Annotated in this window: 19 protein-coding genes and 1 pseudogene; 7 read left to right on the top strand and 13 right to left on the bottom strand. The window is 57.1% G+C overall.

Translation table 11 applies throughout. The features are described from left to right. Positions 1-4 precede the first annotated feature (4 nt). From GQR90_RS11365 to GQR90_RS11355, 3 genes are all read right to left on the bottom strand, one after another. On the bottom strand, positions 5-1,240 hold the full coding sequence (locus GQR90_RS11365) for a mandelate racemase/muconate lactonizing enzyme family protein (protein ID WP_158774209.1): 1,236 nt from the start codon (positions 1,238-1,240) through the stop codon (positions 5-7). A 177-nt stretch (positions 1,241-1,417) separates the two neighbouring features. Beyond that, positions 1,418-2,842: an aldehyde dehydrogenase gene (gene aldA, locus GQR90_RS11360; RefSeq protein ID WP_158774208.1), complete on the bottom strand. Its 1,425-nt coding sequence runs from the start codon at positions 2,840-2,842 to the stop codon at positions 1,418-1,420. 289 nt (positions 2,843-3,131) lie between these two features. Then, positions 3,132-3,647 carry a lactoylglutathione lyase family protein gene (locus tag GQR90_RS11355; protein ID WP_158774207.1) on the bottom strand — a complete coding sequence of 172 codons (516 nt, stop codon included), beginning with the start codon at positions 3,645-3,647 and terminating at the stop codon, positions 3,132-3,134. 211 nt (positions 3,648-3,858) lie between these two features. On the opposite strand from GQR90_RS11355, the gene GQR90_RS11350 reads away from it, so the two are divergent. After that, positions 3,859-4,734, top strand: coding sequence for a LysR family transcriptional regulator (locus GQR90_RS11350; RefSeq protein ID WP_158774206.1), 876 nt, complete (start codon positions 3,859-3,861; stop codon positions 4,732-4,734). A 98-nt stretch (positions 4,735-4,832) separates the two neighbouring features. Here GQR90_RS11350 and GQR90_RS11345 read toward each other — a convergent pair whose 3' ends face one another. The 3 genes from GQR90_RS11345 to GQR90_RS11335 all read right to left on the bottom strand — a co-directional run bounded on the left by GQR90_RS11345 (position 4,833) and on the right by GQR90_RS11335 (position 7,759). Continuing rightward, complete coding sequence (locus tag GQR90_RS11345) at positions 4,833-5,816, bottom strand: LysR family transcriptional regulator (protein ID WP_158774205.1); 984 nt, start codon at positions 5,814-5,816, stop codon at positions 4,833-4,835. 159 nt (positions 5,817-5,975) lie between these two features. Continuing rightward, positions 5,976-6,575, bottom strand: coding sequence for an HD domain-containing protein (locus tag GQR90_RS11340; protein WP_158774204.1), 600 nt, complete (start codon positions 6,573-6,575; stop codon positions 5,976-5,978). Continuing rightward, positions 6,575-7,759, bottom strand: coding sequence for a TauD/TfdA family dioxygenase (locus GQR90_RS11335; RefSeq protein ID WP_158774203.1), 1,185 nt, complete (start codon positions 7,757-7,759; stop codon positions 6,575-6,577). The genes GQR90_RS11340 and GQR90_RS11335 overlap by 1 nt, the downstream gene beginning before the upstream one ends. Positions 7,760-8,301: 542 nt before the next feature. Between GQR90_RS11335 and GQR90_RS11330 the strand changes: the two genes are divergently transcribed. The 3 genes from GQR90_RS11330 (at position 8,302) to GQR90_RS11320 (ending at position 13,015) form a co-directional block, all read left to right on the top strand. Further along, on the top strand, positions 8,302-10,083 hold the full coding sequence (locus GQR90_RS11330; protein ID WP_158774202.1) for a sodium:solute symporter family transporter: 1,782 nt from the start codon (positions 8,302-8,304) through the stop codon (positions 10,081-10,083). Between the two features lie 148 nt (positions 10,084-10,231). Further along, positions 10,232-10,774, top strand: a complete 543-nt coding sequence (locus GQR90_RS11325) for an acyltransferase (protein WP_158774201.1) — start codon at positions 10,232-10,234, stop codon at positions 10,772-10,774. 12 nt (positions 10,775-10,786) lie between these two features. After that, the gene (locus GQR90_RS11320) at positions 10,787-13,015 is read left to right on the top strand and encodes a heparinase II/III domain-containing protein (RefSeq protein ID WP_158774200.1); all 2,229 of its coding nucleotides are present in this window, start codon (positions 10,787-10,789) and stop codon (positions 13,013-13,015) included. Between the two features lie 849 nt (positions 13,016-13,864). On the opposite strand, the gene GQR90_RS11315 is transcribed toward GQR90_RS11320, so the two are convergent. Beyond that, a complete protein-coding gene (locus GQR90_RS11315) occupies positions 13,865-15,397 on the bottom strand; it encodes a DEAD/DEAH box helicase (RefSeq protein ID WP_158774199.1) in 1,533 nt (510 codons plus the stop codon). Then, positions 15,394-16,092 carry a hypothetical protein gene (locus GQR90_RS11310; protein ID WP_158774198.1) on the bottom strand — a complete coding sequence of 233 codons (699 nt, stop codon included), beginning with the start codon at positions 16,090-16,092 and terminating at the stop codon, positions 15,394-15,396. The genes GQR90_RS11315 and GQR90_RS11310 overlap by 4 nt, the downstream gene beginning before the upstream one ends. 233 nt (positions 16,093-16,325) lie before the next feature. Here GQR90_RS11310 and traN point away from each other — a divergent pair, with 233 nt between their 5' ends. Then, complete coding sequence (gene traN, locus GQR90_RS11305) at positions 16,326-17,255, top strand: conjugal transfer protein TraN (protein ID WP_158774197.1); 930 nt, start codon at positions 16,326-16,328, stop codon at positions 17,253-17,255. A gap of 27 nt (positions 17,256-17,282) precedes the next feature. Here the strand turns inward: traN and GQR90_RS11300 are convergent, their stop codons facing one another. After that, positions 17,283-18,176, bottom strand: coding sequence for a hypothetical protein (locus GQR90_RS11300; protein WP_158774196.1), 894 nt, complete (start codon positions 18,174-18,176; stop codon positions 17,283-17,285). Between the two features lie 446 nt (positions 18,177-18,622). Here GQR90_RS11300 and GQR90_RS17820 point away from each other — a divergent pair. Beyond that, a pseudogene (locus GQR90_RS17820) lies at positions 18,623-19,588 on the top strand (IS30 family transposase). A gap of 24 nt (positions 19,589-19,612) precedes the next feature. Here GQR90_RS17820 and parS read toward each other — a convergent pair. Then, positions 19,613-19,960 carry a type II RES/Xre toxin-antitoxin system antitoxin gene (parS, locus tag GQR90_RS11285; RefSeq protein ID WP_233266249.1) on the bottom strand — a complete coding sequence of 116 codons (348 nt, stop codon included), beginning with the start codon at positions 19,958-19,960 and terminating at the stop codon, positions 19,613-19,615. 144 nt (positions 19,961-20,104) lie between these two features. Between parS and GQR90_RS11280 the strand changes: the two genes are divergently transcribed. Further along, positions 20,105-20,428: a RidA family protein gene (locus GQR90_RS11280; protein ID WP_158775475.1), complete on the top strand. Its 324-nt coding sequence runs from the start codon at positions 20,105-20,107 to the stop codon at positions 20,426-20,428. 116 nt (positions 20,429-20,544) lie between these two features. Here the strand turns inward: GQR90_RS11280 and GQR90_RS11275 are convergent, their stop codons facing one another. The 3 genes from GQR90_RS11275 to GQR90_RS11265 form a co-directional block, all read right to left on the bottom strand. Continuing rightward, on the bottom strand, positions 20,545-23,133 hold the full coding sequence (locus tag GQR90_RS11275; protein WP_158774193.1) for a hypothetical protein: 2,589 nt from the start codon (positions 23,131-23,133) through the stop codon (positions 20,545-20,547). 107 nt (positions 23,134-23,240) lie between these two features. Beyond that, positions 23,241-25,688: a hypothetical protein gene (locus tag GQR90_RS11270; RefSeq protein WP_158774192.1), complete on the bottom strand. Its 2,448-nt coding sequence runs from the start codon at positions 25,686-25,688 to the stop codon at positions 23,241-23,243. Beyond that, positions 25,685-26,497, bottom strand: a complete 813-nt coding sequence (locus GQR90_RS11265) for a hypothetical protein (RefSeq protein ID WP_158774191.1) — start codon at positions 26,495-26,497, stop codon at positions 25,685-25,687. Before GQR90_RS11265 ends, GQR90_RS11270 begins: the two co-directional genes overlap by 4 nt. Positions 26,498-26,593: the final 96 nt, after the last annotated feature.

Genomic DNA, 26,593 nt, shown 5'->3' with positions numbered 1-26,593 from the left:
GCCTTTATGCCTCCGGCTGGAGTTTCCAGTCTGACCCTGATTGTTCCTTCACGTCATACGGACGTGGGTCCATGCTCAGGTGCAATGCGCGACTGGTATAGGGGGAGTTGGCACGCACGACGTCCATGTTCAGCTCGACACCCAGTCCCGGCTTGTCGGACGGAATGATGTAGCCATCACGCCACTCGATCTTTTCCTGCAGCACATCGGCGTGGAAGCCATCCCAGGTGCCGATGCTTTCCTGAATCAGGAAGTTGGGCGTCGCGGTTGCCAGCTGAATGCTGGCAGCAGCACCGACCGGGCCGTTATAGAGGTGAGGGGCGATCTGGGCGTAGTAGACCTCGGCCAGTGCCGCGATCTTCTTGCCTTCCAGAATGCCGCCGACACGCCCCAGATTCATCTGCAGAATCGAAGCTGCATTGTGCTTGAGCACATCATGGAATTCGTACTTGGTGGTCAGACGCTCACCGGTGGCCACTGGAATGGAGGTGTGATCTGCCACACGTGCCATGGCCTCGCTCTGTCCCGGCGGCACGGGTTCTTCCAGCCACAGCGGATCATACGGTTCAAGATACTTGGCGAGACGAATGGCGGACGCCGGTGTCATCTGGCCGTGGGTGCCGAACAGCAGGTCGCAGCTGTTGCCGACCGCTTCACGGATACGGCGACAGAAGGTGGCGCTCTTGTCCATGCCTTCCAATGACAGCATCTGGCCGGAATAGGCGGTGTACGGGCCAGCTGGATCGAACTTCAGCGCGGTGAAGCCCTTGGCCTTGTTCTCAAGCGCACACTCGACGGCCAGTTCGACATTGTCGTAGTCGTAATTGCCGCGTGCATCCTTCGGATACAGGTAGGTATAGGAGCGCAGCTTGTCGTGAATCTTGCCGCCAATCAGCTCATAGACCGGCAGACCTGCGTCTTTTCCGACGATGTCCCAGCAGGCCATTTCCAGGCCGCTGAGCACACCCATCATGGTCAGATCCGGGCGCTGGGTGAAGCCGCTGGAGAAGGCTTCACGGTACAGGCGTTCGATGTGATGCGGATCCTTGCCTTCCAGATAGCGTGAGAAGACATCCGCGATGGCCTTGCTCATCACTTCCGGGTGGAAGGTGGCGGCATAGACTTCACCGACCCCCTCGATGCCGCAGGCGGTCCGCAGCTGAACGAAGATCCAATACATGCCGCCTACGTGGGGCGGCGGAGTGGCAACGATGTGTGTTTCGCAACTGACGACTTTCATGGTGGCAGGCCTTTAAGTGGTCACAGGCTATACAGAAGTGACTGACTGAGGAGTGAGTCGAGCAGCACAGGATCCGCGCTGTCGTGGCTCATCATCAGCAGGAAGAAGGAGGTGATGGACTGAAAAATGCCCTCGGGATAACCAGTATCTCGAGGGCACATGGCGCGGGGAGCGCGATCAGTAGTTCATGACGACCAGACGGGTCTGGGTGTAGTCCAGCATGCCGTGCTTGCCGTCATCGCCGCCAAGACCGGAGCGCTTCCAGCCGGCGTGATAGCCCTGATACGGGTCTGCTGGAGTGCGGTTGATATAGACCTCACCCGCTTCAATGTTGTTGGCGACCTTCATGGCAGTGCGATAGTTCTCGGTGAATACCACGGATGCCAGGCCGAACTGGTGATCGTTGGCCAGCTCAAGCGCTTCATCGATATCGCGATAGGACAGCACCGGCAGAACAGGGCCGAAGATCTCTTCCTGCACTATCTCCATGTCCTGGCGGCAGCCAGTCAGCAGGGTCGGCGGATAGAAATGACCTTTGCCCTCGGGGGTGTAACCGCCGACTTCAAGCGTGGCGCCGTCATCAATCGCGCGCTCGACCATCTGGTGAATGTTCAGACGGGAGTTTTCGTTGATCAGCGGCCCCATGTGGCTTGCATCTTCCAGACGGTTGCCGAACGCGTAGCCTTCCATCTGCTGCTTCAGCAGGCCGACGAACGTCTCATAGATAGACTCATGCACATAGACGCGCTCGATGGCGGTACACAGCTGACCACAGTTGGTCAGGGTAGAGGCCACGATCTGCTGGGCGGCCTTCTCGAGGTCAGCGTCCGGCTCGACGATGGCCGGTGACTTGCCGCCCAGTTCCAGCGAAGACTTGGCGATGTTGACCTGGGAGTACTCCAGTACCTTGCGACCTGCACCGACGCTACCCGTCAGGGTGATCATGCCGACTTTCGGGTGTGTGCATACTGCTTCGGCAGTGCCGTGATCCATCGCCATGATATTGACGATACCGGCCGGAATACCGGAATCCTGTACGGCCTTGGCGATCTCGAAGGCGGAGCTGGGCGTGTTGTTGCTGGGACGCACGACCACGGCGTTGCCGGTGATCAGCGCGGGAGCAATCTTGCGCAGCAGGGTGAATACCGGATAGTTGAACGGAATCAGGCAGGCAACGACACCAATCGGTTCGCGTTGCAGCAGCAGGCTTTCGTTGGGGGTATCACTCGGCACGATCTCGCCTTCGATACGACGCGCCCATTCGGCGTGATAGCGAGTGATATCTGCTGCATAGACAGCTTCATTGGTGGCGTCTTCCAGGCTTTTGCCTGATTCGTCAGCCAATGCCTTGCCGATGGCATCCTTGCGCGCCATCAGGGCGTCAGCGAGCTTGTGCATATAGCCGGCACGCTCGGTGCTGGTCATGACGCGCCAGGCTTTCTGGGCCTTGGCGGCGATGGCAACCGCGTCAAGGGCTTCTTCAGTGGTGGCTGCCTGTACCTGGCCCACCAATGCTTCGGTGGCCGGGTTGTAGACCGAAATCATCGCGCCTTGGCCGGAGTTGACGAATTCGTTGTTGATGAAGTTCTTGTCGGTGCGCATGAATCACTCCCCATGAATTTGCCTACAGGCTAGGGAGTGAAGTGATGAGTGTCAAATTGATTTTCACATATAGAACTATTATTCCGCATATGGAATATGGTGTGAGTGATTCATATGTGTCGTGACGATATGCCCGGCGAGTCGTTCCTGAAACGCAGCACGCCCCCTCGACATGAGATCGAGGGGGCGTGCTGAGAGAGGTTGCCGAAAGGCGCTGGTGAGAGACGTTATCGCGAGATCATCGTCTCTCGCCTGACATCTGATGACGACGTTAACAGTTCGTACGCCATCAGTTCGCGTAGGCACCCGCAGCGTAGGTCATTTCGTAGCTGTGGCTATACACCTCAAGAATGTTTCCGAACGGGTCTTCCATGTAGACCATGCGGAACGGCTTCTCGCCCGGGAAGTACTCGCGTACCGGCATGCGCTGCTTGCCGCCGGCCGCCACGATGCGCTCGGCCAAGCCTTCGACATCCGGGTCCTGGACGCAGAAGTGGAAGATGCCGGTCTTCCAGTATTCGAAGTTGTTTTCCGGCGTCTCGTGGTTCGGGAACTCGAAGATCTCGACCCCGATACGGTCGCCAGTGGACAGGTGAGCGATGCGGAAGCTGCCCCAGCCCGGGCCGAAGACATCGCTGCACATCACGCCGATGGCGGAATCATCTTCGGTGATGGTGGTAGGTGCCATCACCACATACCAGCCGAGGACTTCGGTGTAGAACTTGACGGCTGCTTCCACATCACCGACTGACAGGCCGATGTGCGAGAAGGTACGCGGATACGGCGTGTGCTTTTCGTTGCTCATGATTCACCTCATGATATGTGTGTCGTGAAATAGGGTATTTCAGTCACTGCCTACGTGACGTTGGATGCCATATTGAGCGCCACTGGTGATAATGAAAACAACGATCCTGTTATGATTGTGATAATAATCACTTATGATTGGGCTGGTGATGTGTCGCCGTTACCGGTGGCAGTTCCGGCACTGCTCACCGTTGCGCCATCGAGGAGATGACATGCTGCAACCCCAATGGCTGCGTACCTTTCGCGCGCTGGTCACTACAGGCAACTTCACGCGCACGGCGGAGCAGCTCGACCTCACGCAGGCGGCGGTCAGCCAGCACATCCAGCATCTGGAAAAGCGCCTGGGAAGATTGTTCATTCGTCAGCCCAGACAGCTGGAGCTGACCCCCGCCGGGCATGCCTTGCTGGATTACGCTCGCGAGCTCGAGACTGCCGACCAGCGCCTGACGCAGCGCTTGGCGGGCAATGAGGATAGTCAGGGCGATATACGCCTGATCACGCCGGGCAGCATCGGGCTTGCGCTGTATCCGCGTCTGCTGGCACTGCAAGAGGCGTCACCGGGGCTCAATATCCATCATCGCTTTGCCCCGACACGAGAGGTAGTGGACGCCGTGCTGGAGACGCGCTTCGAGCTGGGGATCGTCACGCTGAAACCGGATGATCCGCGTCTGAGCGTGACTGAGCTCGCGCATGAGCCACTGGAGTTGGTGGTGCCCGCCGGCATCGAGATCACCTGCTGGCAAGATCTCGTCGAGCTGGGTTTCATCAATCATCCCGACGGCTTGGACATGGCGGCGCGCCTGCTCAGTCGTCGCTTTCCCGGCAATGCGGGCGTCAGTACCTTGACTCAGAGAGGTTCCACCAATCAGATCGGGTTGATTCTGGCGCCGGTGGCACGGGGGCTGGGGTTCAGCGTGCTGCCGCGACACGCGCGAGAATCCTTTGCTGATCAGCAGGCGATTCGCGTGGTCGCACCGCCTGAAGGGCAGCAAGAGGTCGTGGACACGCTGTGGTTGATCACACGGGCCGAGTGGCCATTGTCGGCACGTGCCGAACGTGTGCTCAAGTCTCTACGCGAGGGGTTGTGAGCGTGATCTTGTGAGCACGATTTGGTGAGCACGACCTGGTGAGCACGACGTTGCCTGCCTCACCCCCCCCCCGGGGCTAGATCGGGAGCTGGTCGGGGCTAGGCCAGTGGCTGGTCAGGCGGGAGCGGGCCTGCCAGCTGAGTGAATTCTCGCTTCAGCCAGCGAGCGATCGGGGTGATCAGTGCACTGTTGGGGTGACGCACACTCATGCGGTAACCGTAGCGATCACGCGCGATATGGGGTGTCAGTGCGATGAGCGAGCCATCGTCGAGCATGTCCTGGATGACATGACTCCACCCGAGGGCAACTCCCTGGTGATTGACCGCGGCATTGAGGGTCAGCGGGAAGTTGTTGTAGGGGAAGGCCTTGTCCAGCCGTGGTACGGGCAGCTGGGCGTGACGACACCAGGCCGGCCAATCCAGCCAGCGTGAATCACGCAGATCGAGGTGGATCAGCGTGATGCGCGCGAGTGATTCTGCCGTCAACCCCTCTTCGAGCCCATGTCGCTGGGCGTATTGCGGGGAACACACCGGGAAGGCGCATTCCTGCACGACCAGCGTATCGCCATGATCATTGGCCAGCGGCGGGCCGAAGCGAATGGCGATGTCGGCATGCTGCATCTCGGGGGCTTCATCACGGTCTATCGGCAGCAACGTGAAGGCGCATTCGGGAAATGCCTGTTCGAGCCGCTCCAGTCGTGGTCGCAACCAGACATGTGCAAAGCCAGCGCCAGCCGCGATGGTGATGCGCGGGACCCGCTTGCGTACCTGTTGACGGACTTCAGTGACAGCGCCACACAGGTGCGCAAGGCTTGGCGCGATTTCCGCGTGAAAGGATTCGCCACAGGCGTTCAACACCAGTCGCCCGCCCTGGCGAGTGAACAGCGGATGGCCGAGATGCTCCTCCAGTGCACGTATACGCTGAGAGATGGCCGGCTGAGTGGTGTCGAGTTCGCTGGCGGCTGCCGTCATCGACCCTAGTCTGACGGTCACGTCAAAGGCGACCAGTCCTCGCAGTGAGGGCAGGTCATCCGACGCGCCAAGCGTCTCGTCAGGGGTTGGGGGTGTCTTGCGGGCAGGCACGGGCGTCCTCGTTGCGCATCCGGGACGGCGGCCAATGCCCGGAGATGAATATGAAAGTGCCGCCTACCGAGAGGGTAGGCGGCACTTATACGCGACGAGGCGATATTCATCAATCGGCGGTGTCGCAATGACGATACCGATAAAGCACAGGGGGATGTCTTATACCGGGCTGTCGAAACCGCCTTTGGGCTCCTCGCCAATCACTGCCGGATCGAAGGGCTTGCGCGCAAAGACGCGGCGCAGGGCCGGTTCGAAGTGCTCCAGTGACGGTGTCGGGTAGTCCGGATCAAAGGCCGCCTGATCATAGCGCTCACAGAAATCGACACATTTCTCAAACCACGGATGATCCTTGTAGATGTCGCGTTCGTTACGGTCTTCGCCATAGAAGTGACCGTAGTAGAACTTCTGGAACAGCCCATGATGATGGACGATCCAGGTGACCTCCGCCCGTACGTACGGACGAATGATGGAGGCCGCCAGCTGCGAGTGATTGTAGGGGGCCAGCTCATCACCGAGATCGTGAATCAGGGTGGCCACGACCAGATCATCATCGGCGCCATCGGCTTCGGCGCGCGCGGCAGACTGCAGCGAGTGCTCCAGGCGGCTGACCTTGTAACCGCTCAGGCCATCGTCGAGCTTGCGCAAGGCAAGCAGAAGACGTTCTACCAACCCTTCATTGAACTGGTCTTCAAGGCGCTCAAGCAGGGCATAGTCTTCTGCCGTGCCGTCCTTCATCTGAATGAATGAAACCTGTTCCATTACGCCATTTCCTCACGGTGTTCTTGTTGTGTCTCTTCCTGGCGTTCGCGCATCAGCGTCGTGGCGAAGCGTTCACGCGGGCCATCACCATCCATGTAGCAGCCTTGCAGGTGACGACGCCCTTCATTGGTGTCAAACGCTGTACGGCCATGCAGCACGCGGGTGTTGTCGAACATCATCAGCTCACCGGACGCCAACTGGAAGCGAATCTCGTTGGCCGGATCCTGGAACAGCTGGCCCAGGCGCTGACGAGCCTGATGATACAGGCGCGTGTTCTCCAGTGACATGTGCGGCAGGTTATCGAGACGCGGGCTGTAGTTGACGCCTATCGGAACGCCATCATCGCTTTCGCGGATCACGCAACGACGGGTGGTCAGCTCGGTACCAGCATCCAGGAAGCGGAAGCCAACCGGCGTGGTGCGCAGCAACTCGTAGCCCAGCGGCATCTCGGCCTTCAGCAGCTTCAGCGCATTGAGACTGTCGACCAGCGTGGACAGGCCGCCTGTCGTCTCGTTGACCAGGCAATGCAGCATCTGGATACCTGGCACCGGATCACGATACGGGTTGTCCGTGTGCGGACCCAAGGCAACGCTGCGATAGGCCAGATCGTTGCCGGTCGGGCGCGAATAGACTTCGAAGTAGCTGCCGAAGTTGGTGTCCTTCACATAACCAAAGTGACCGGCGACTTCTAAGATGCGCTCCGGATCCGTCGGCACGTTGGTGACGATGATATAGCCGAACCGCAGATAAGCGGCCAGTGCCTTCTGGAAGTCCGCGTTGTTGCCCATCTTCTGCCAATCCACCCGCTGCGCCTGCTGGTCGATGCTGGCATTCCAGCTCTCGGCGACCGGGAACGGCGTGATGCCTTGCAGCTCATGCGCCAGCACCGTGAGGTCATACACCTCGCAATGTCCGTCACTGAAGGTGAACTCCACATGCGTGTCATCGACACCCTGCGCGGCAGTCAATGCGATGTTGACGTCAATCGCATGCGAGTCAAATAGACGCTGAGTCGTGACCTGATCCAATTGCGCCGGGTCCTGGGTTCGCTCGCGCAGCCACAGTGGGCTGACAGGCTCAAGACCGTTATCGGTGATCAGGTTCAGCGTCAGCGGGGACTCGGTATCTGCAACGCCGGTCAGTGTCAGCGGCAGCGCATTGGATAGGGCAGGTGTCAGGGGCATGCGAGCATCTCTCCATCAGCTTGTGTGAATATCGCGAGCATTATGGGAGTGCAGGCTATGACGTAAGTAGGGGGCGTAGTTTATCGCAGGGTATGCATTTTTCTTATGGGAGGCTGTTCATCTCTGTTTTTTGATAGGGCAATTCGTCGTATGAGTGCAGTGATGACGCTGATATCCAGGGAGGATTGCGATGTGAGGTGTATCGCGAGTGGTAGGTAGATACTGAATTTTTACGTAGTTGAATCAACAGGATACTGAACTTTCTATTTCATTGCTCTTGTTGGAATTCAGGCGGCTATCAATAACGTTAGGAAAACTCCATATAAAAGTATTTTTATATATCAATTAAGAATTAAAACGATGTTTCATCTTTAGTGCCCCGCTGCTAGCTTTGCTGAAACGCCATTTCATTATCGTTTGCCAAGGAGGGCGTAACGATCGTCACGGCATCAGAAGCCGAGATAGCCGTGTGAGCGTGACCACTCCAACGCTGTCCTCTACTTCAGCACGCCATACGCCATATAACTATAAAGAGGCAAAAGATGAACATCGATATACTGATTGTCTTGGTATATTTTGCATTCCTGATGTTGCTGGGCTGGCTATATCGCTCTGCCACCAAATCGACCAATGAATACTTCCGTGGCGGTGGCCGCATGCCCTGGTGGATGGTCGGGGCCACGGCATTCATGATGTCGCTGAGCGCCATGACCTTCACCGGGCTGATGGGCAAGGCACTGACGGGCGGGATATCCATCGTCATCGTCTTCGTTGCCAATGCCGCCGGTTACTTCATCAACTATCTGTTCTTCGCGGCCAAGGCACGGCAGATGCGGGTCGTCAGTCCGATTCAGGGCATTCGGCTGCGTTTCGGGCGCGTCAACGAGCAGGTATTCACCTGGGCCAACGTACCACTGAATGTCATGCAGGCTGCCATCTGGCTGAATGGTCTGTCGGTGTTCGTGAGTGCCGTGCTGGACATCCCGATCGCACAGACCGTCGCCGGCGCCGGTTTCGTAGTGCTGTTCATGTCGCTGGTGGGCGGTAGCTGGGCCGTCATTGCGTCTGATTTCCTGCAGATGGTGCTGTTGACCGTGATGACTTTCGTGGCTGCGGTGGTCGCCGTCGTCAAGTCGGGGGGCATGGAAAACCTGATGAGCAAGGGACTGCCGGAGCATGCCTTCCTCGGCGATGGTTACAGCTACGGCTACCTGTTCGTCGGCTGGTTCATCTGTATCTTCGTGAAACAGTTCTTCAGCACCAACAACATGATCGACTCCTACCGTTATGTAGCTGCCAAGGACACCAAACATGCGCGCAAGGCGGCATTGCTTGCCTGCGGCCTGACGCTGTTCGGTACCAGCATCTGGTTTCTGCCGGCCTGGTATGTGGCGGGCAACTATCCTGACCCGGCGAGCTGGGGCCTGGCGGACCTGGGCAGCAATCAGGCAGACGCCGCTTATTACATCTTCGTCAGACGCGAGCTGCCGCTGGGCATGGTGGGCTTGATGCTTTCTGCCATGTTCGCGGCCACCATGTCGTCGATGGACTCCGCGCTCAATCGCAATGCCGGGATACTGGTCAAGAGCGTCTACGAGCCGTATTTCTGCAAGGACGGCGATGAGAAGAAACTGATGCTGGCGGGCAAGATCTTCACGGCCATGTTCGGCTTGATCGTGATCGGCGCGGGGCTGTTCTTGACCACCTTGCAGGAATTCGGGCTGTTCGACGCGATGATGCTGGTGGGTACCCTGGTGGGCTTCCCGCTCCTGATTCCGGCTATCCTGTGCTTCTTCATTCGCAAGACACCGGACTGGGCCGGTTGGGGCACCATTCTGGTGGGGATGTGCGTGTCGGCGATCATTGCCTTTGGCGTCACGCCGGAGATGGTGCAGTCCGTGATGGGCATGGCGCAGCCGATGGAAGGGCGCGAGTTTGCCGAGCTGAAATCCGTCACCCTGGGCGTCGGTGGGCACCTTCTGATCACGCTGCCGTTCTTCCTGCTCACGACGCTGTTCTACAAGGCGCCATCAGCGGAGCGTGCCGCGGAGATTGCCGAGTTCTTCGACAATGTCAGTACACCGGTCATTTGTGAAGACACGCCTGAGACACTTGAGCAGGATCGTCAGCCGTACCTGCTGCTGGGCAAGTTGCTGATGGCCTCCGCCTTCGGGGTACTGCTGCTGGTACTGGTGCCCAACGACATGACGGGCCGGTTCATCTTCGTCGTCATTGCGGCGATTCTCGGGGCGCTTGGCTTCCTCATGAATCGCGTCGGTCAGACCAAGGAGCATGACGTGAGTTATCAGACGTCTCACTCATGAACCCCATTCACAAGTCATCGTAGTGTCCAGGCATCACGTGGAGATCACATAGAGATCGTGTGGAGATCATGCGGAGAGAGGGGAGCGATCCTCTCTCTTCCTGTGATGCTGGATATCAGAGAGGTCAACGGTTCAGTCAGGAGACGACATGTCAGTTCAGTCAAAGCATGGTGGCGCGCTGAGCGAGGAAGAGTTCGAGAAATTCACGCTGTATCTGCAGGCCAGCAACAACCGCGAGGATGATCAGACGCGTGCACATATCCTCGGTTTCATGGCGGAAGGCATCAGAATCGCCCCCGGCGCCATCGTGCGTCCCCATGACAAGGCTGCCATTCATGAGCAGGTCTATATCGGCCTGCAGGCTTACATCAACGGCGATGTCACCCTCCATTCGCATGTGTTGATCGGGCCGCATGTCTCGATCGTGGCCTCCAATCACCAATATTCTCCTCAGGATGACCGCTTCAGTGCGCGCTCCGATGAGGTGAAGGGGCGAGTCATCATCCAGCAGGGTGCCTGGCTGACCTCCGGTGTGGTCGTGACACCGGGCTGTACCTTGGGTCGCTGCTGCCTGATCTGTGCCAATTCAGTGGTCACCGGTGATGTACCGGACTACGCCATCTTTGCCGGCACGCCGGCACGACAGATCGGCCATATCGATCGCGAGACGGGCGATTATCACTGGAGGTAAGGGAGAGGCCGAATGCTGCTGTTATCACGAGACCATGATTTTCAGGTATTTCTGTCGCCTTGCGCGGCTCTTGCTGCCAGTACCAATCCGCCTGCCTTCACCTGGCCCATGGCCGGGACGGACGTGCGCTATACCTTCGAGCTGATCAAACGCGACACTGGCGAGGCGCTGTGTCGTGAGGCGGTCTGCTCGCCGGTATTGCTCGATACCCTGTTGGCGCCCGGTGACTATCAATGGCATGTCATCGATGAGAGGGGGGAAAGCTCGGCCTGGATCGATTTCACGCTGACCGGCAAGGAGCCCGACTATCTGGCGCCCCGGGCCGACGCGCTGTTTGTGGCCTGCGAAGGCTGGGAGCAATGGATGCTCTATCCGGAGAGTGACCTTGCTCAGGTACGCGAGGCCGCCACGCCACATCTGCCGCGACTGCGCGCGACCGCAGACGTGGCGCTCAAGCATTCGCTGCCGGTCTATCCCGATCACTATCGCCAGGGACGAGAGCGTTACAAGCGTCTTGCCATCCATCAGATGCGCGAGTGGATCGACCGAGACCTGATGGCGCTGTGTCTTCTCTACCGCATTGACGGTGATGAGGCGGCTGGCAAAGCCGCGGTGACGCGCCTGCTCACTCTGGCCGAGTGGAGCACGGATGGCCCGGCGTCACTGGTGAGACCGTGTCGGTGGGGGGATGAGGTCGGGCTGTCTCTGGCGCGCAACGTCTTCCTTGCCTATCACTGGCTGCGTCCTCTGCTGGCCGAGGGCGAGGGCGTCTTCGTGCGCTCGCTGCTGGTGCGGGTCGCGCAGCAGATGATGCTGCGTCTTGAACAGGATGACTTTGCGCAATATCCCGGCCATTCGCATACCTCGCGCCTGCCGGCCTATCTCGGTGTGGCGGCACTGGTACTGCACAAGGAGCACGACCTTGCGCAGTGCACGCAATGGCTGCAATACGCGCTGGATCTCTATCGCGGCGTACTGCCGTTCTATGGTGGCGCTGACGGTGGCTGGGCAGAAGGGGCCTTCTATTCCTCTTCCTACACCAAGTGGTTCCATCCGTTCTTTCTGGCGGTGGAACGGCTGACGGGCTTCTCCTTCTACCAGCATCCGTTCTACGCCAATTATCTGGCCTATTGTCGTGACTTCGTGGCGTCAGACAACGACCTGCATCCTTTCGGCGATGGCTTCTGGTGTCGGCCAGAAGGCAAGGAATGGCCGGGCTTCTTCGCTCAGAATCCCCTGCGTCTCTATGCCGAACGCTTCGGGAGCGCGGAAGACATCGCCGCGAGTCGCGCCCTTGAAGACAGGATAGAGGTCTACTCGCTGCATCTGCTGGATGTCATCCCGACACGGGACCAGCTTCGTCTCACTCATGAACGCATCAAGCAGCAGGACAGGTTCGAACCTCAGACCCATGGTGACTCCCGTCATGCCTTCTACTCGCATGCCGGGCATGGCCTCGATCGCTTCGCCAAGCTTGAGTTGCGCTATCGTTGCAGCCCGTTTGGCAACAGCTCTCACCGTCATGCGGACCAAGGCAATATCAGCCTCATCGACAACGGCCATTCGTTGCTGTGTCCCACCGGCAGCTATGGCTACGCCTTCGGCAGCCAGCATCACCGTGAGTGGACGCGTACCTCGCGCGCGCACAACGTTCCCCTGATAGCGGGGGGAGGGCAGCGGCTGGATGATCCCGATGCCACCGCGCAGCTACTCTCGCATGACTATGACGACAACGCCGTGGTGCTGCGACTGGACATGAGCGCTGCCTATGCAGGCGACTTACGCGTCATTCGTACTCTCGTGCTGCTGCGGGAGGTCGGACTCGTGATCCTTGATGAGCTCTCGGGTGAGCACCCCTTCGCGCTGGAGTGGAATTTGCACTCGGCGGTGGCCTGTGCGCAACAGAAAACGACCTTTACCTTGAGCGCCGGGCAGCGTGACTATCGGCTGCGCCTGGAGAGTCATCCCCAGCTGATGCCGGCACTTCAGCAGGGCTACGGGCAGCACGGGGATGGGCAGCACGGCGATGGTGAGTCGAATGAGGAGCACGACATCATCGACAGCGATGCGCGTCAGGATGTCAGCCATATGACGTGGCAGATTCTCGCCCAGCGACAGCATCGTATTCTGGCTAGCTGTGTCAGTCAGGAAGTCAAATTTGTGCAGGATGGAGAGCGCTTGCGTATTGCTTGGGAGGGAAAGGAAGTAGGGTTGCAAGCTTTATGTAGAAAGAAAATTTAGTGGTAGTTTTCCACCAAAATTCTCGAGGATAACAATAGCAATAATCCCCCTTATTTTATGTGATTAATTAAATCAGTCACTTACAGGAAGCAATAAACGAAAAACCACACTTTGTTGTCATATGGTAAGCCATTCTAGGGTTCAGTGTTCCTTGTCATTCAACAAATTATGTCGATTTTCTTATGTTTATCAACACGTTGTGAGGGTTGACTGGGCTGATGGCCTACCCCATGGACTGACCGGAAATTTCCACGTGTGAGAGGCTGTCGAGGCATATCGGAGGAGAGTAGGTTCCATCGCATCATAACGTATAATGAGGAGGGAAGGAAAATCATAGAATCAGTTTTGTCATGAGTTATTATTGCGTTATTTGCGGTTTGTGGTATGAGCCCTACATGGCAGACACCCACCTCCTTATAATACGGAAGAGATTGTCATTTTATCTCTGTCGCGGCGCCGATTGGGTTGAGACCTGGTTTCGGAACGACGTCGCGGTCGGTCAATGGGAGGTACTAGGCGAGGAGGGAGTCACCAGCGCACTGAGCTCTTGCAGCGCCTTCAATACGCCCTGGCAAGGGACGTATAGAGCGTCGGGCAGGCGATAGCCTGACGTCTATTGTCACGACATGTGACGGGAAATCGTCCGTACCGTGAGCGCTTTCAGCCCTGTCATCATGACCACCCATCTCTTGGCGATGCGGTGAGTGGTGGAAGAGAGCGACGTGCGTCTGCCAACTAGCTGCCTCATGTGAATGGCAGCAGGGCAATGTACCGTGCCGGGCTCTCAGGGAGAGACCGGCACGGTGGGTGGGGAGGCAAGGAGCGAGGGAACGTCTCGCCCCTAAGGCATCATGTCGGGCGAATCACATGGGTGAGGTACTCTCGAGAGAAGTGAATCTCTGCGATGAGGTCGCGGTTTGAGTGGGGGACTGGCGTGTCTGCCGCGAGCCTGGCGACCATGGTATCGGTCAGTGTGCCGGGAGGCCGTCGATGGGGCGGCAGTCGGGCATCGTCTTGTGTTTGGAGCTCAGGGGGAGCGCCTTGGCGCAACGGTCGTGCATGAGGCAGGGCCTTGGCAGCGCTACCGGCGAAGCTTGAGTACTGAATTCGTGAATGTGACTCCGGGAGGTCCTCCAGCACGCGTTGGGCATAGCGCTCCAGCAAGGGGTCTTGCAACATGAAGAGGTCACATTGCCCATCGAAGTGGCTCTGGCGACGAATGATGCGACCCAAGGCTTGGCGAAAGTACTGTTCCGTCTTGATGTGGCTCAGGTAACAGCATACCCGCAGGCGTGGGAGATCAACGCCTTCGCTGATCATGTTGACCGAGATGATCCATTGGGCGCTCGTCTGTTGAAATCGGGCCAGCGTCTCATGGGCTCCCGGTAATTGGCTGTGGACCAGGCAGGTGGTATGTCCCTGCTGATCAAGTCGTTCAGCGATAGCGCTGGCATGGGCGATATCAGCGGCAATCACCAGGCCAGCAGCAGTCGGGTCTTCCCGGCGCCACCAGGCCAATTGATCAGTGGCCTGGTGGAGTAGCTGTGTCACGAGCCCGTCATGGCGAACCAACGATGCGTAAGGCACCTTCGGATGTCTCAGGAGTGCCGGCAGGCTGGTATAGCGCTTCGTGTCAGGCGGCTGCGATGGTGTTGCCTGCGTGCGCAGCAGAATCACTCGGTTATCGAGCATATGTATCGTCGGAATTCTGCACACCTGATCGTCGATGGCTTCGCGCAGGGAGTAGACGAATCCGGGAACCAGGCGGCGATCAGGAGAGTGTGCCGCGCCGGGTGACGATGCCGCCACGTGAATCTGATAATGCAGCAGGGGTAAACAGCTCCCATCCGTTCGCCATGGCGTCCCAGACAGCGCCAGAGTGAAGCGAACGTGTTGCTCAAGGGATAGCAGGGCGTTACCCCATTGATTGAGTCCCGAGACATGATGGCCATCGGCACTGGTCTGACTGGCGGCATGATGGCTTTCATCCCAGATCAACAGTACTCGGCCTCTCTGGCAAAATTGCTTCAGCGTATCCAATCGGTGATGTAGCGCTTGATAGGTCACGCAGGTACCTGCGTCACTGGCTTCTCCGCGTAGAGGACGTTCCAGTACTCGCTCGAACTGTTGTCTAGCCTGTTGCACGATGGTGCTCGTGGGGCCGAGATAGAGAATCAAGTCGATACTGCCATTGAGCATCAGCTCTTCGGCGAGTACCGCCGACATGAGCATCTTCCCGGCCCCTGGGGTCGCCTGGCAGAGAAAGTGAGGGTTATCGTCGTTCAGCACCTGAAGTGCGGTTTCAATGCAGCGCGCTTGCCAGTCCCGCAGAGGCGGTGTCTTGCCATTTTTTACTAGACGGTTGTGCGACCTGTGTTTCATGCCTCGCCCTCCGTCATTGTCACTTCACGAAGTTGGCTCAAGGCCATGTAGTGTCCCCACGCTTTCATCGCCATGTCCTCGGCCTGCTTTCGCGCCGTAAGTATCACGTCGCGCCATTCCGGCTTTTGGTGGAGGGAGAGGTCGAGGCACTCGATCATGTAACCGATCTCTTGTCGCGTGACGAGATTCTGAGCAATCATTTTCTCCAACTCACGCTGGTCTTTCTCTGTAAATGGCAGTGTGGGGACTTGAGAAGAGTCGATGGGCGTATCGTGAGTGGCGGCCTCCTTCGTCGTGATCGCAGTGGAGGGGGCAGGCTCGAGCCCCATGGCGATCGGCATTTGTAGTGCGCTGAGCATTTGAAACATCTTGCGTTTCTTGCCTCGAATACCGACTTCAATAGCAAGTCCCTTGTCGATGCACTGCGTCAAGCGCTTGGTAATGGCTCGATAGAGAGAGTGCTTGTCGATAGACCTGAGCGATGAGTGTGTCAGTAGCGCATCTCGACATTCCACAATGGTGAAGTGAGATTTCGTCTCGGCATATTGATTCAAGAGAGGAATCAGACACTGACTGAGGGTGTGGCGACGTTTGAGTTGGCGGTCGTTGTCCTGGTGGTGGGTATCATCAATCGGTGAAGTGTCACGCAATGATTTTGCGTCTGTCATTGGAGCGTCCCTCGGGTCGATAATCATGAAACAGATCATGGTGCTGACACGTTGTTGTCAGTCATTTCGACCATACGAGAGCTCAAGGATCTGGGAAGTCGATCTGCAATAAGTGCACCGGGGTCGAGGACGCGGAAGAGAACGTGTCGTGCAAGGTCTTCGGCGGCTCCGCTTATGAATGCAAGACGGCACTCGGTGGCATCCAGGATTGCTGTGAGCAACCAGTCAATGTTTCAGCGAGAGATTATCTGGTGATGATCATGGCTGTGCCGAAGATCGACGAAGCCATCACGTCAGCCCAGTTCGCCGCCGAGTCGTTTGGAAGCACGTTCCAAAGTGGCTACAACACCCTAGCCCAGCCAATCAAGGACTCGGTGTCCACTATCACTGACCCACTGACCAGCATGTATGACAACACGGTCGGTGCGGTAAAGGACGTGGTGACGGAAGCACTGGATAGCTTGATCGAAAAGCTCAAGGAGCAGACCCAGAAGGTGATATCGGAAATCATCGGCAATATGGCGGGGCCTGATGCTGCAGCGGCTGGCGGACAGGCTGCTGCCGGTCAAATGGGTGAGCAGGCCGCTACGGAAGGTGTCACGATGATGGGCACTGCGAGCTTTATGATGGCGATCTACGGCTACTATGCCTTGGCGATGGCCATCATCAAGATCGTCTGGGCCTGTGAGGAAGATGAATTTATGCTTGCGGCACATCGCGAGTACGGTAATTGCACCTATGTTGGCTCCTACTGCAAGACTGAGGTACTAGGAGCATGTATTGAGAAGCGCAAAGGCTATTGCTGCTTCAAGAGCCCGATGGCGCGCATCATGCAAGAGCAGATCCGCCAGCAGATGGGTGATGAGTATCCCGATTTGCAAGACTTTGGCGATGCTGAGGACCCGGAGTGTGGTGGTATCCCCCTAGACGTCTTGAATGCAGTGGACTGGGATAAAGTGAATCTGGATGAGTGGACAGCGACGTTGGTCGAGAATGATCTCTACCAAGGGGCGCCAGACAATCTGACAGTTGAAGCTTTAACCGGTGAGGGTAATTGGCTGGGCGCAGGAGATGACGGCGAAGAGTCGCGACCTGACGTGATTGAGCGCACTAGCGAGAGGATGGGAGATCTTGAATTTGATGAGCGCTACCAAGAAGCCCGACAAATATACAACGTAGAAACCCCATAAAGAAACCCCGCCGAAGGCGGGGTTTCTTTATGGGGTTTGGAATAGCAAGTGATTTCCCTTGTTCAACATATAAGGGTAAGGGGTTGTAATCCCGTAGTCGGCCTCCGGTGGCAGATAAATATAGAACGTTCCCGGTAGGTTTTGGCTTAGCTTGTTATATGCCGACTCGTAGTCGAAGCTTTCACTTGATGACAAGAATAGTACCTGGGACAAAGTGTCGATTGAATTCAATTCGACAGCGCTAAAATAGGCCGCGTCTTTCAGTTTGAATAAGTCACGATGCTGGTTTTTTGCAATTGATTCGAAGTCTTGCTTGTTCACCCACTCACCGGCAATGGTGGACTCATTAGTCCGTGCAATTGTAAGTGATAGTCGGACAATGCATTGGTCTCCAACCTGGCACCCTAGCTTCTCTGAGGTAAATGAAAACCCGGTATAGCTCATATACCCTAAAGTACTCACTGGAAGAGAACTAACACTGCCGTTTTCACCCACGGTCTCGATCAGAGAATCCTTAACGATATTGATATAGTCGTTGATAGCTGACTGTCGATCACCACCAGCAGCGTAGGGAATGCTTGCGAATAATAATGGATGCTTGTGACGATGCTTAGGCTTATTAGGCTTCATCGCTTGGATCACAGATGCGGATTCAGCAACATCCGACAAATCACTGGAGGTCAAGAGGGTGGCGAAAGATAAAATATCAAAGATAGTGCTTTCTGTTCTATTATAAGTCGCTAGAGTGCCATCTTCAGCATCGCCGACGTCATGCTGCGATACATAGGCATAATCTTTCATCAGATTGCTAGGCAATGAGTGCTCTGGGTCATAAGATTTTTGTGTATGCATCGAACAGCCTTGTAGAAGGCCTGTAAGCAAGACCGCTGATAGAACTTGGATTTTCTTTGAGTTAAACATTGTTGGCGTCCCTTGATTGTTCTTTCGTTGTACTATTCCTTGTATATTGACTTACTTATACATTCTGGCTAGTCAATATTCAAACCCCCTCGAGGTAGAGGCGGGAGAGGAGAGCTCTCTGGCGTGGCAGCTAAGCGTCCAGAGGCATCGCGGAGGAGACGTTCAACATCGCTTCACGCTCTTTCCTGGCCGCATTCTGATAATGATCCGTCATCACTGTCGTCACGATCGACTGGATTGAGCGCAGCGACTGAACAACGAACACGTACAAGCCAGTAATTGCATCATTACCGTGCTTTTTATCTAGCTTGTTTAAGATGCGTAGCAGATCGATGTCTGTAAACCCTGGATTCATAGAATAACCGCAGCACTTTGGACCGCACGGTAGAGGCAGGAGGGCCATCGCCGGTACCCTTCTCGGCTCACCGACCAAAGTGAAGCAGAGCATGGAATACCGACAACTGACCCTGACCCAACGATACCAGATCCATGCCCGCTATGACTTGGGCATGAGCCAGCGCCAGACCGGCAGGGAGCTGAATCTCCATAGCAGTACTATCAGCCGTGAGATTAGGCGCAACGCCACCGCCGATGGCTATGATCCCGAGCAAGCCCAGACCCTCAGTGATCATCGGCGCCGCACTGCTACCGAGTGGACAAAGCGCCTGCCGAGCATGATGGCCGCCGTTGCCGGCCGGCTACGTGAGGAGTGGAGCCCACAGCAAATCAGTGGCTTCATGGCGTCCTTGGCCGGCGTTAGTGTCAGTCATCAATGGATCGACTCCTTGATTTGGGACGACAAGGCACGAAGTGGTGATCTTTAGCGGCACCTCCGTCAGCCCAAACGCAGCAATAAGCACCGCACACACGCCAAGAGCGCCGGATTGGGCAAGATCCCCAATCGATTCGGGATTGAGCACCGCCCGGATGAAGTTGATGATCGGCGCTTTATCGGCCATTGGGAGGACGACTCCGTGATACAGGGCCACATGCAGTCAAGCCTGGTCACGCTGGTCGAGCGACGCAGCGGCTATCTACTGGCGGCACGTCTGCCCAGGATCTCGGCCGAGCTGATGCAAGCGGCCATGATCCACTTGTTGAGGCCGCGTCGTGGAGCGGTCAAAACCATTACGCTGGATAATGGCTCGGAATTCGCCGGCCACGAAGCGGTGGCCAAGGCCGTGACGGCGGCGATGTACTTCTGCGATCCCTGTTGCTCCTGGCAGCGTGGGGCCAGCGAGAACACGAATGGCCTGATACGACAGTACTTACCCAAAGGAATAGATTTACGCCAAATCAGCAATGCAGAGCTACGCAAGGTGGTCGAGAAGCTGAACGGCCGTCCTCGAAAACGGCTCGGCTACCGAACACCGGCGCAGGTGTTTCTAGGAGAATACTCAGGAGGCCTATAACGAGTCGATAACCGCGCACCACAGTCATGCAAAGACGCCATGCTCAAGTCGGCCGATCAGATCTAGAACGGCTTCGGCGCCAGCAGTGGTAGCCACCATCTCGACCGGGCGACGGCCCCCAAGCCCACGCACGGGGCTGAGCAGCCATTCTTTCGCCTTCGCCTTGTCGCCCTCGAACAGGTCCACCGCGCTCTTGTAAACCTCAGCGAAACGGTACAGCCGATCGCCCTCGGCAGGTTTGAAGTAGCCAGTATCGGCACGACGCTTTAGGGTTGCCGGAGGAATGACCACATATCGTGCCAACTCCTTGCTCTCAAGCCCGGAGGCCAAAACCTGAACCGGCATCAGACAGAAGAAGACGAACGCCGCCACCAGCCTCGCCAACGCCCGCGCGATAATATGGCTGCAGCAAAGACCGGAGGCTGTCAGCATAGTTGCCATATAAACTAACTTCAGCCCATTAAATCCTGCGGCCCATGGCACTGGGTCCCGTTCTGAAGGAGTGTCGGAAATGACATCCTGTTCACTGCGCAGATTCCTATCGATGCCGCTGGCAATGTCGTGGAGGGCGGAATTACTGCCCAGACCCGCCAGACGCTGGATAATCTGATTCATACCCTGGAATGCGCCGATGGCGACGCCTCCTCGCTGACTCAGGTGCTGATCTATGTAATTGAACGCGAGCACTTGGCGACGGTCAATGGCATGTATGCCGAGTACGTTCGTGAGCCATATTCCAATCGGGCTGCCATCATCGTCTCCGGGTTTGCACGCGAAGAGATGCTGGTCGAGATAGTCGCCTATGCCGCACTGGAAGGCGATACAGGCAACTCCGTGTAGAGTCCCCTCTGTAAGAGTTGATCAGCCGGATACCATCGCCCAAAGAATAAGCGCTCCGAGATCACCCGCGCTCGTTCACGCCAGGAGCCCATCTAGTTATTGATGGGCTCCTGACCTCATTGCACCGGGGCTATCCAGGGCGTAATCGCCTGAGTGTATTCACTGGCGCGCCGCATGGCCTGACGATGCAGGTACTCCAGGCTATGGGCATAGTGCGTCAATGTCTGTTCCGGCGTGCGGTGGCCGATCCAGATGGCGAGTTGATACAGCAACATGCCACGTTCCCGGCTATCTTCCCCGGCATAGCCCTGCACTCCCTCAAGAAATCGTTTCAGGGACGCTTTTTGCAAGCCCCAGGAGCCGTGCTCCTGCAAGTCATCGAGAATGTCTCGATTCTGTGCCGCTTCAAGACGGATCAGCCACCAGCTGACGGCTGCGTGACGTAACGAGTGAAAGTCGATAGCGTTTCCCAGCACATCTCTCATGGCGTCGATCGCCGGGGCGATCAGACCGGCGTGATTGAAGGCCAGACCGCTCTCGCTCGGGCCGAACAGGGCGATGTCAGAGAGGGCCGTCGTGGGGAAGCATCGCCGCCGATATACCCACCACGCTGCCAACAACTGAATATCTCCGAAAAATGTCAAAAGGTGCAGCGGGAGTACGCGCCGGGCAGCAGGGGTCTTCCCACCGCGAATATAGACGCGGCACTCAACCTCTGGCAGTGATCTCAGCTGCTCACTCAACGCTTCGTGAATGATATCCGTCTCATGCGAGGGAGGGGGCGAAAACTCTGCGTCAGATAGCGTCGGTGATGGGCCGGCCGGGTATTGATCCTCCAACCAGTGCTCGAGCGAGAAGGTCCCCTGGGGACATTCGATGCGAATGTCTCGTAGTGTCAGGGCACAGACCTCGCTGGCGCGCATACCACCGTGGAAGCCCAGTGCGATGCTGAGCCATTGCATGGTGGCATCAGGCGTTGCATCGGGCTTGGCGAGAAGATGGTCCCGTACCTTTTCCATCTGTCTCAGGGTGGCGAAATGTATTCGTTTGGCGCTGGGAGCTTTACTGTTGCCTGATATCGGCGGCTCGACGTCCAGCAATACTCCCATACTGTGCATGAAGCGGATGAGCTGCCCCATATTGCCAAGAAAGCTCTGTGTCGTGCTGGCAGACCAGCCCATATCGTGAGGCACACACCAGCACATTTCCTGGGCACTGTCGTTGTCCCATTCATGGATATCGATCGACAAGGCGTAGTCCGCCATCGCCATCGGCAAGCTGCGAGACAGATAGGTGTGCAGTGAGCTGACGCGAAGCATGCGAGTCACGCGCAGGTCATGGAGCCAATAGAGCACCATGGCCGGGTAGCTGTGGCGGATACCCATGAGTCTGGTGAGACGCCTGCTTGTTTCGAGTAGCAGAGCTTCCAGGCGCCTTCTAACATACTCGTCGCTTGTCTTGCGCAGATAATCAGAGGAAATGACACCGATCCATTGCTTGATGATACGTCTTGCCGAAGGAAGCCAGTCAATCGGCCAGGAAGCTCCGCTAATCAAGCGCTGCCCTGGGGGTTGTGTCAGCACGGTTGAGGGATATGGAGCGTTCGTTTCTTGCGTTTCGGCTGCAAAAAGATCGACGGTGCTCACCTTGTCGTTATTAGCCACAGGCTCAGGCTGGCGGTCGTCGGAATGAGATGCCATGACCGTACTGGCAGGAGGAGCCTCGAGCCGAGCGAAGTAGGAGTGGGGCTCATAAAGCCCTTGGGCGCTACTGTAGGGGATTGGATAGCGACTGAACTGACTGACCCAATAACCGGGTAACCCCCCCAGCACTGCGGCATGGGGCAATGCTCTCAACAGGGTGGTCAGTTTTATTGTCCGGCGCTCTTCGATCGTCAGGGGCAGTGTTGTGACCAAGGATGCCAGCTCCTGTCTCATGCGATCCTTGATGATGCGAATCCGCTCAGTAATCGGGAGGTGTTCGTCTTCCTGCTCATTGGCCAGCAACCATTCGTCCTTGGCGGTGACGGGTTTCTTGGCTCTCAACGTCTTGAGTGCCGTCGCCAGTGTTGACTCCAATGGCAGACGGTAGGCCGTCAGGTGAGGTGACATGACCCGTGGTGGTGCCGAGTGAGCAGGGATCCAGACCCACTCATTGGGGGCGCTTCGATCACTCTCGAAGTGGCGACGCGTGAGGCAGGCCAATGTGACCAGAATGATCTGTTGCCCTAACCCTGCACGCACACCGAGCTCTACGGCAGCGCGTAGCAGGGGAAAGCCAGTCCCGGAATGACGTAGCTTGCGGATGATCGGCAAGACCTTGGTCGTGTTGGCCAGTGCCTTCGCATCCATTGGCAGCACGCTTTTGCGTCGGGCCAGCGTGGGCCACTGTGGCAACATCGCCAAGACTCCCGGACTTTGATTGACCTCCTCCAGAAAGCGGGCGATGACGCCGTAGGCTTCGCGACGCCCTATCGGGCGACGATGATGAACGTGTCTCCAACGAATCAGTTCCTTGGCCATGGCGTCGGCGTGAGTGTGGTTGAGTGTCAGCGTAATACTCCCGGCCTCTGCTGGTACATCGGTGGCCGGTTGGCGCTTGGCGTGACGCTCGATCCAGTACAGAAGGTGCAGGCTTTGCTGGCGTTGTCTGCCTTTGACTCGATCAAGTCGGCGCTCCTCCCATTGCGACCAGAGTTCCTGCATGTGGCGGGTTCTCATGAACTTGAGGTGCAAGTCAGGATCGGACCTGGTCAGCCATGGGATTGCGGAAGCCTCCTTTTCAGGCGCAATGGAAAATATCCAATCTCCGCTCATGGCAAATCCTTGAGAGGTAGCACCTTTATCCTCAACTCATCGGATAAGGTCCCCAAGAGGCGTTGCATCTCGGGTGGTAGGCAGATATTGCTGGCATAGGGGGCGTGGCGCTGCTGGCCGCGTTTGACATGGCCTAGCAGCATATCCAGCGTATTCGCTTTCAATCGGCCATCGAGTGTCTGGGCGACGAAATGACGTGGGGCGTTATCGGGCAGTGCCTGCAGGGTATCGAGTGCACTGCGTGATGATGTTGTCAGCTGCGGTGCCTGATGGCGTGCGCTGATCCAGTCTCGCATGTGGGTCTGCTGGAAAGGCTTTGCTGTCAGATTGAGGCTTGCCTTGCGCCTCGACCACCACATGGCCAGTACCTGTTCGTCTTCAGGCCATGACAGCCAAGCCCCTCCATTTCGTGGCCAGTGTTGCCGCCAGGCAGTCTGCCACGCCTGCAGGGTATCGAGATTCTGGCAAATCGGGAGGGGCAGCGGGATGACACGGCTCTCTCTGTAGTGGCCCGAATCCTTGTCAGCGATCCACAGCAGACGTCCACGCCGAGACATTCGCGTAGTGGGGCCTATAGGGCGAAGTCCTGCCGTCAGCTGGACTCCCAGGAGTGTGTAGCAGCACAGTGCGCTATTGAGTTCGATCAAGGCCGAGCAGACATCTTGCGAATGACTTTGCGTACGGGCGGCTTTGGGGAAGTCAGAAAGGCCAGCTTGCACCAGGTCATGCAACCCCTTCAGTGCCTCCTTGGCCGTTTGGAGCGTCAGTGTCACGCTCGAGCCCAAGCTCGTGATGACTTGCGTATTCTTGGGAAGCGAAATCGCTTTATTTGGAGTTGCGATTTCCCACCATTCGAGCGATGCGTTCATGAGGCGCTGTAGCTCACGCATGGGCATCTTGCGGTAAGCGGCAGGCGCTGCTGTTTTCAGACTGAGCTCCCCGTGAAGCCACTCCGCTTCGATATCCGTCTTCGCCATGCCGAGAATATGATGCCGCGCTGCTCTGACAACGCGCTGAGCCGTGGGAGTGGTGCCAGTGTCCAATTCCATGTGTTGCACCAGCCGACGGTTGAGCAGTGTCAGGCTCTTGGATAGAGGTTGAGTTGTCGCTTCACTCAATTGATTGAGTGGTGTAGCGAGTGTGTCCGGTAGACGCAGAGGTAGCGGTGGACATTTTGACGGTGCATGAATGACGGGGACGTAGAGTGTGCTGCTTTCGGGGACCCACTGCAGCGATTGGTCACGAGATGCCGCCGTAGTGCGGAGCATCGCTTCCTGCGTCACGTCTGCCACGCGGATCTGGCTGAGACGCCTGGGCGCGATACCTGTCGCGAGGATAAGCTGCACCAGCAGTGTGGTATCAGGCGGCAGAGGTAATTTCAGTATTCTACGGACCTGACCCTGGGTCGTGGCGAAATTCGACAGACTCCCCAAGCTTTGAGCGATGGATGTTTGCTGACGCTTGCGAGCGATTACCCTGCAATCTTCCGGTGTCAGGAGGCTGTCTCCCTTGCGGTGGAAGGGCGTCTCCTCTTCTTGTTGGTGCGCGACCCTTTCCTTTTCCAAGCTAGCCGCATCGTCCTCGTCCTCTTCCGGGCGCAGTGAGGCATCGACGTTCTCAGGTAGCTCAGAGTTTGAGATAACAGGCGAAAAGTTGCGCTTGAAAGTGTCTTGATAAAAGACGGAGCGTTGCGGGCTTCGTTTTGTATAGCGCGTGCGTCGAGTTCCAAGGGACGGGTGACCGGAGAGCAGTTCATTGGCTCGGTTCAAGTGGTTATAAAGCTTCGGCTTATGATTCGCCAGCCAAGGTGTGCTTTTCCAGGCACTGAGCAGCGAGAGACTGGCAGAATGACTCCACACGATCGGGTGATTCCAACGTGGCAACATGTACCTCAATGCGATGCGTAACGTCGACAGATGTTGGTAATAGATACTGGGATCGACAAGAGGGCCTGAGTGGTAACCCGCCATGTCGCGCAAAGCGAGACGAATCAAGCGGCGATTGTGCTCAATGGGGGACTGCTCGGCATTACCTGGCAAGAGTTCGGGATAGGGTGTTGAAGCCGTGTCGTGGCGTGCAATCTGTATTGCTTGGTTTGCGATGTCTGCTCGCACCATGGAGGGAGCGAATTTGTCGGGAAAGGTCAGGTGGCTATGCAGGGGGTGGCTCTGACGAATCGTCTGTAAAGGACCTGGTGCAAGTGGGAGCAGTCTCAGAAGCTTGCTGATGAGGTCTAGCAATGAAGGATCATTGTCATCCATTGCCTGAACATTGGCGGATATCCAGAGGTCCGCTTGGCTACAGGGGGGGAGGTTGCGCTGAAGAAACGGCCATAAACGCGTTTCCTCTGATGCTGACAGTACCAGGTCACCCAGCTGATCTTCCCATTGATGAAGTATTGCCTCGGGGAGCCATGTCTTGCTCTCGGGAGTGTCATGTGTCAAGACGAGGGGCTCCCTATATCGTTCTGCTGATCGTCAAACAGATCGCCTGTCCTATGGAGGTCCACATGAGACTTGAGAGTCGTTGAGGGGACGGGATTCGCTGTGTCCGGGGGTGTGTTCAGCGCTTTTTGCCATCGGGGCGGCGTTGTCGGCTTAGACGCTGAGTGAGTGATAGTCGCTGAGGTTGGTGCCACCTTTTGTGCCTCGTTCTCCCGTTTTTTCGCGGTAGAGGGTGGCTCTAGCACCACGGGCTCATCGTCGGGACTACGTTGTCCTTTCGGGCTATGAGCGCGTTGCAGCGTGCTCTTGGCCCAGCGTCCCTGGGTCAGGATCATGAGGCTCTTGATGTCCAGGGTGGACTTCGATAACCCGAATACGATGCGCGCCAGTTTCTCTTCCAGTCCAGGCTTCTCATTGAGCTGCTTGATGAAAGCTCGGGCTTCCATCACGAGTGAGGTATTGAAGAGCTCCTGTGGCAGTACCTCTGACAAGTAGCGCAATACCTCCAGCTCCTCATGCGTGAGATTTTGACGGTCCACCTCGAAGACCTGAAGGGAATGGAAGTTCTCGAGAGAGAGACCACTGAGTTGGCGCAGTAGCATGCCGCTGTTGAGCAACTCTGCATGCCCCTGGGCACTGACGAGCACAATGGGGAGGTGCCGGAGCAGGACACGCTTGTGAGATGTCGTTGTGCCTTTGCGCGGGGGAGGAAGATAGATGAGGCCGTCGAGAAAACGACGTGAACGACTCCGTAACTTGCCTGAGATGACAAACTCGGCCTCAGGTAGTGGGGCGTAGGTATCGGTCATGATCCCTCCCTGGCGTCTTATTGATTATCTAATCCTCATAGTAGGGTAAATATCATCTCGTCAGCGTCACTGGAAGTGCTGCCGTCCTTGGCAGCG

The sequence above is a fragment of the Cobetia sp. L2A1 genome (genome assembly GCF_009796845.1).
Classification (GTDB): Bacteria; Pseudomonadota; Gammaproteobacteria; order Pseudomonadales; family Halomonadaceae; genus Cobetia.
The sequence above is the reverse complement of the archived record's forward strand: the minus strand, read 5'-3'. Positions and strand labels throughout refer to the sequence as shown.

What these genes read in the sequence shown, in the direction of transcription:
- GQR90_RS11300 (WP_158774196.1), bottom strand. Translation starts at nt 18,176, where the DNA reads ATGTTTAACTCAAAGAAAATCCAAGTTCTATCAGCGGTCTTGCTTACA.
- traN (WP_158774197.1), top strand. Translation starts at nt 16,326, where the DNA reads ATGGCTGTGCCGAAGATCGACGAAGCCATCACGTCAGCCCAGTTCGCC.
- aldA (WP_158774208.1), bottom strand. Translation starts at nt 2,842, where the DNA reads ATGCGCACCGACAAGAACTTCATCAACAACGAATTCGTCAACTCCGGC.
- GQR90_RS11335 (WP_158774203.1), bottom strand. Translation starts at nt 7,759, where the DNA reads ATGCCCCTGACACCTGCCCTATCCAATGCGCTGCCGCTGACACTGACC.
- GQR90_RS11325 (WP_158774201.1), top strand. Translation starts at nt 10,232, where the DNA reads ATGTCAGTTCAGTCAAAGCATGGTGGCGCGCTGAGCGAGGAAGAGTTC.
- GQR90_RS11265 (WP_158774191.1), bottom strand. Translation starts at nt 26,497, where the DNA reads ATGACCGATACCTACGCCCCACTACCTGAGGCCGAGTTTGTCATCTCA.
- GQR90_RS11275 (WP_158774193.1), bottom strand. Translation starts at nt 23,133, where the DNA reads ATGCAGGAACTCTGGTCGCAATGGGAGGAGCGCCGACTTGATCGAGTC.
- GQR90_RS11330 (WP_158774202.1), top strand. Translation starts at nt 8,302, where the DNA reads ATGAACATCGATATACTGATTGTCTTGGTATATTTTGCATTCCTGATG.
- GQR90_RS11310 (WP_158774198.1), bottom strand. Translation starts at nt 16,092, where the DNA reads ATGATTATCGACCCGAGGGACGCTCCAATGACAGACGCAAAATCATTG.
- GQR90_RS11355 (WP_158774207.1), bottom strand. Translation starts at nt 3,647, where the DNA reads ATGAGCAACGAAAAGCACACGCCGTATCCGCGTACCTTCTCGCACATC.
- GQR90_RS11365 (WP_158774209.1), bottom strand. Translation starts at nt 1,240, where the DNA reads ATGAAAGTCGTCAGTTGCGAAACACACATCGTTGCCACTCCGCCGCCC.
- GQR90_RS11350 (WP_158774206.1), top strand. Translation starts at nt 3,859, where the DNA reads ATGCTGCAACCCCAATGGCTGCGTACCTTTCGCGCGCTGGTCACTACA.
- GQR90_RS11340 (WP_158774204.1), bottom strand. Translation starts at nt 6,575, where the DNA reads ATGGAACAGGTTTCATTCATTCAGATGAAGGACGGCACGGCAGAAGAC.
- GQR90_RS11315 (WP_158774199.1), bottom strand. Translation starts at nt 15,397, where the DNA reads ATGAAACACAGGTCGCACAACCGTCTAGTAAAAAATGGCAAGACACCG.
- GQR90_RS11320 (WP_158774200.1), top strand. Translation starts at nt 10,787, where the DNA reads ATGCTGCTGTTATCACGAGACCATGATTTTCAGGTATTTCTGTCGCCT.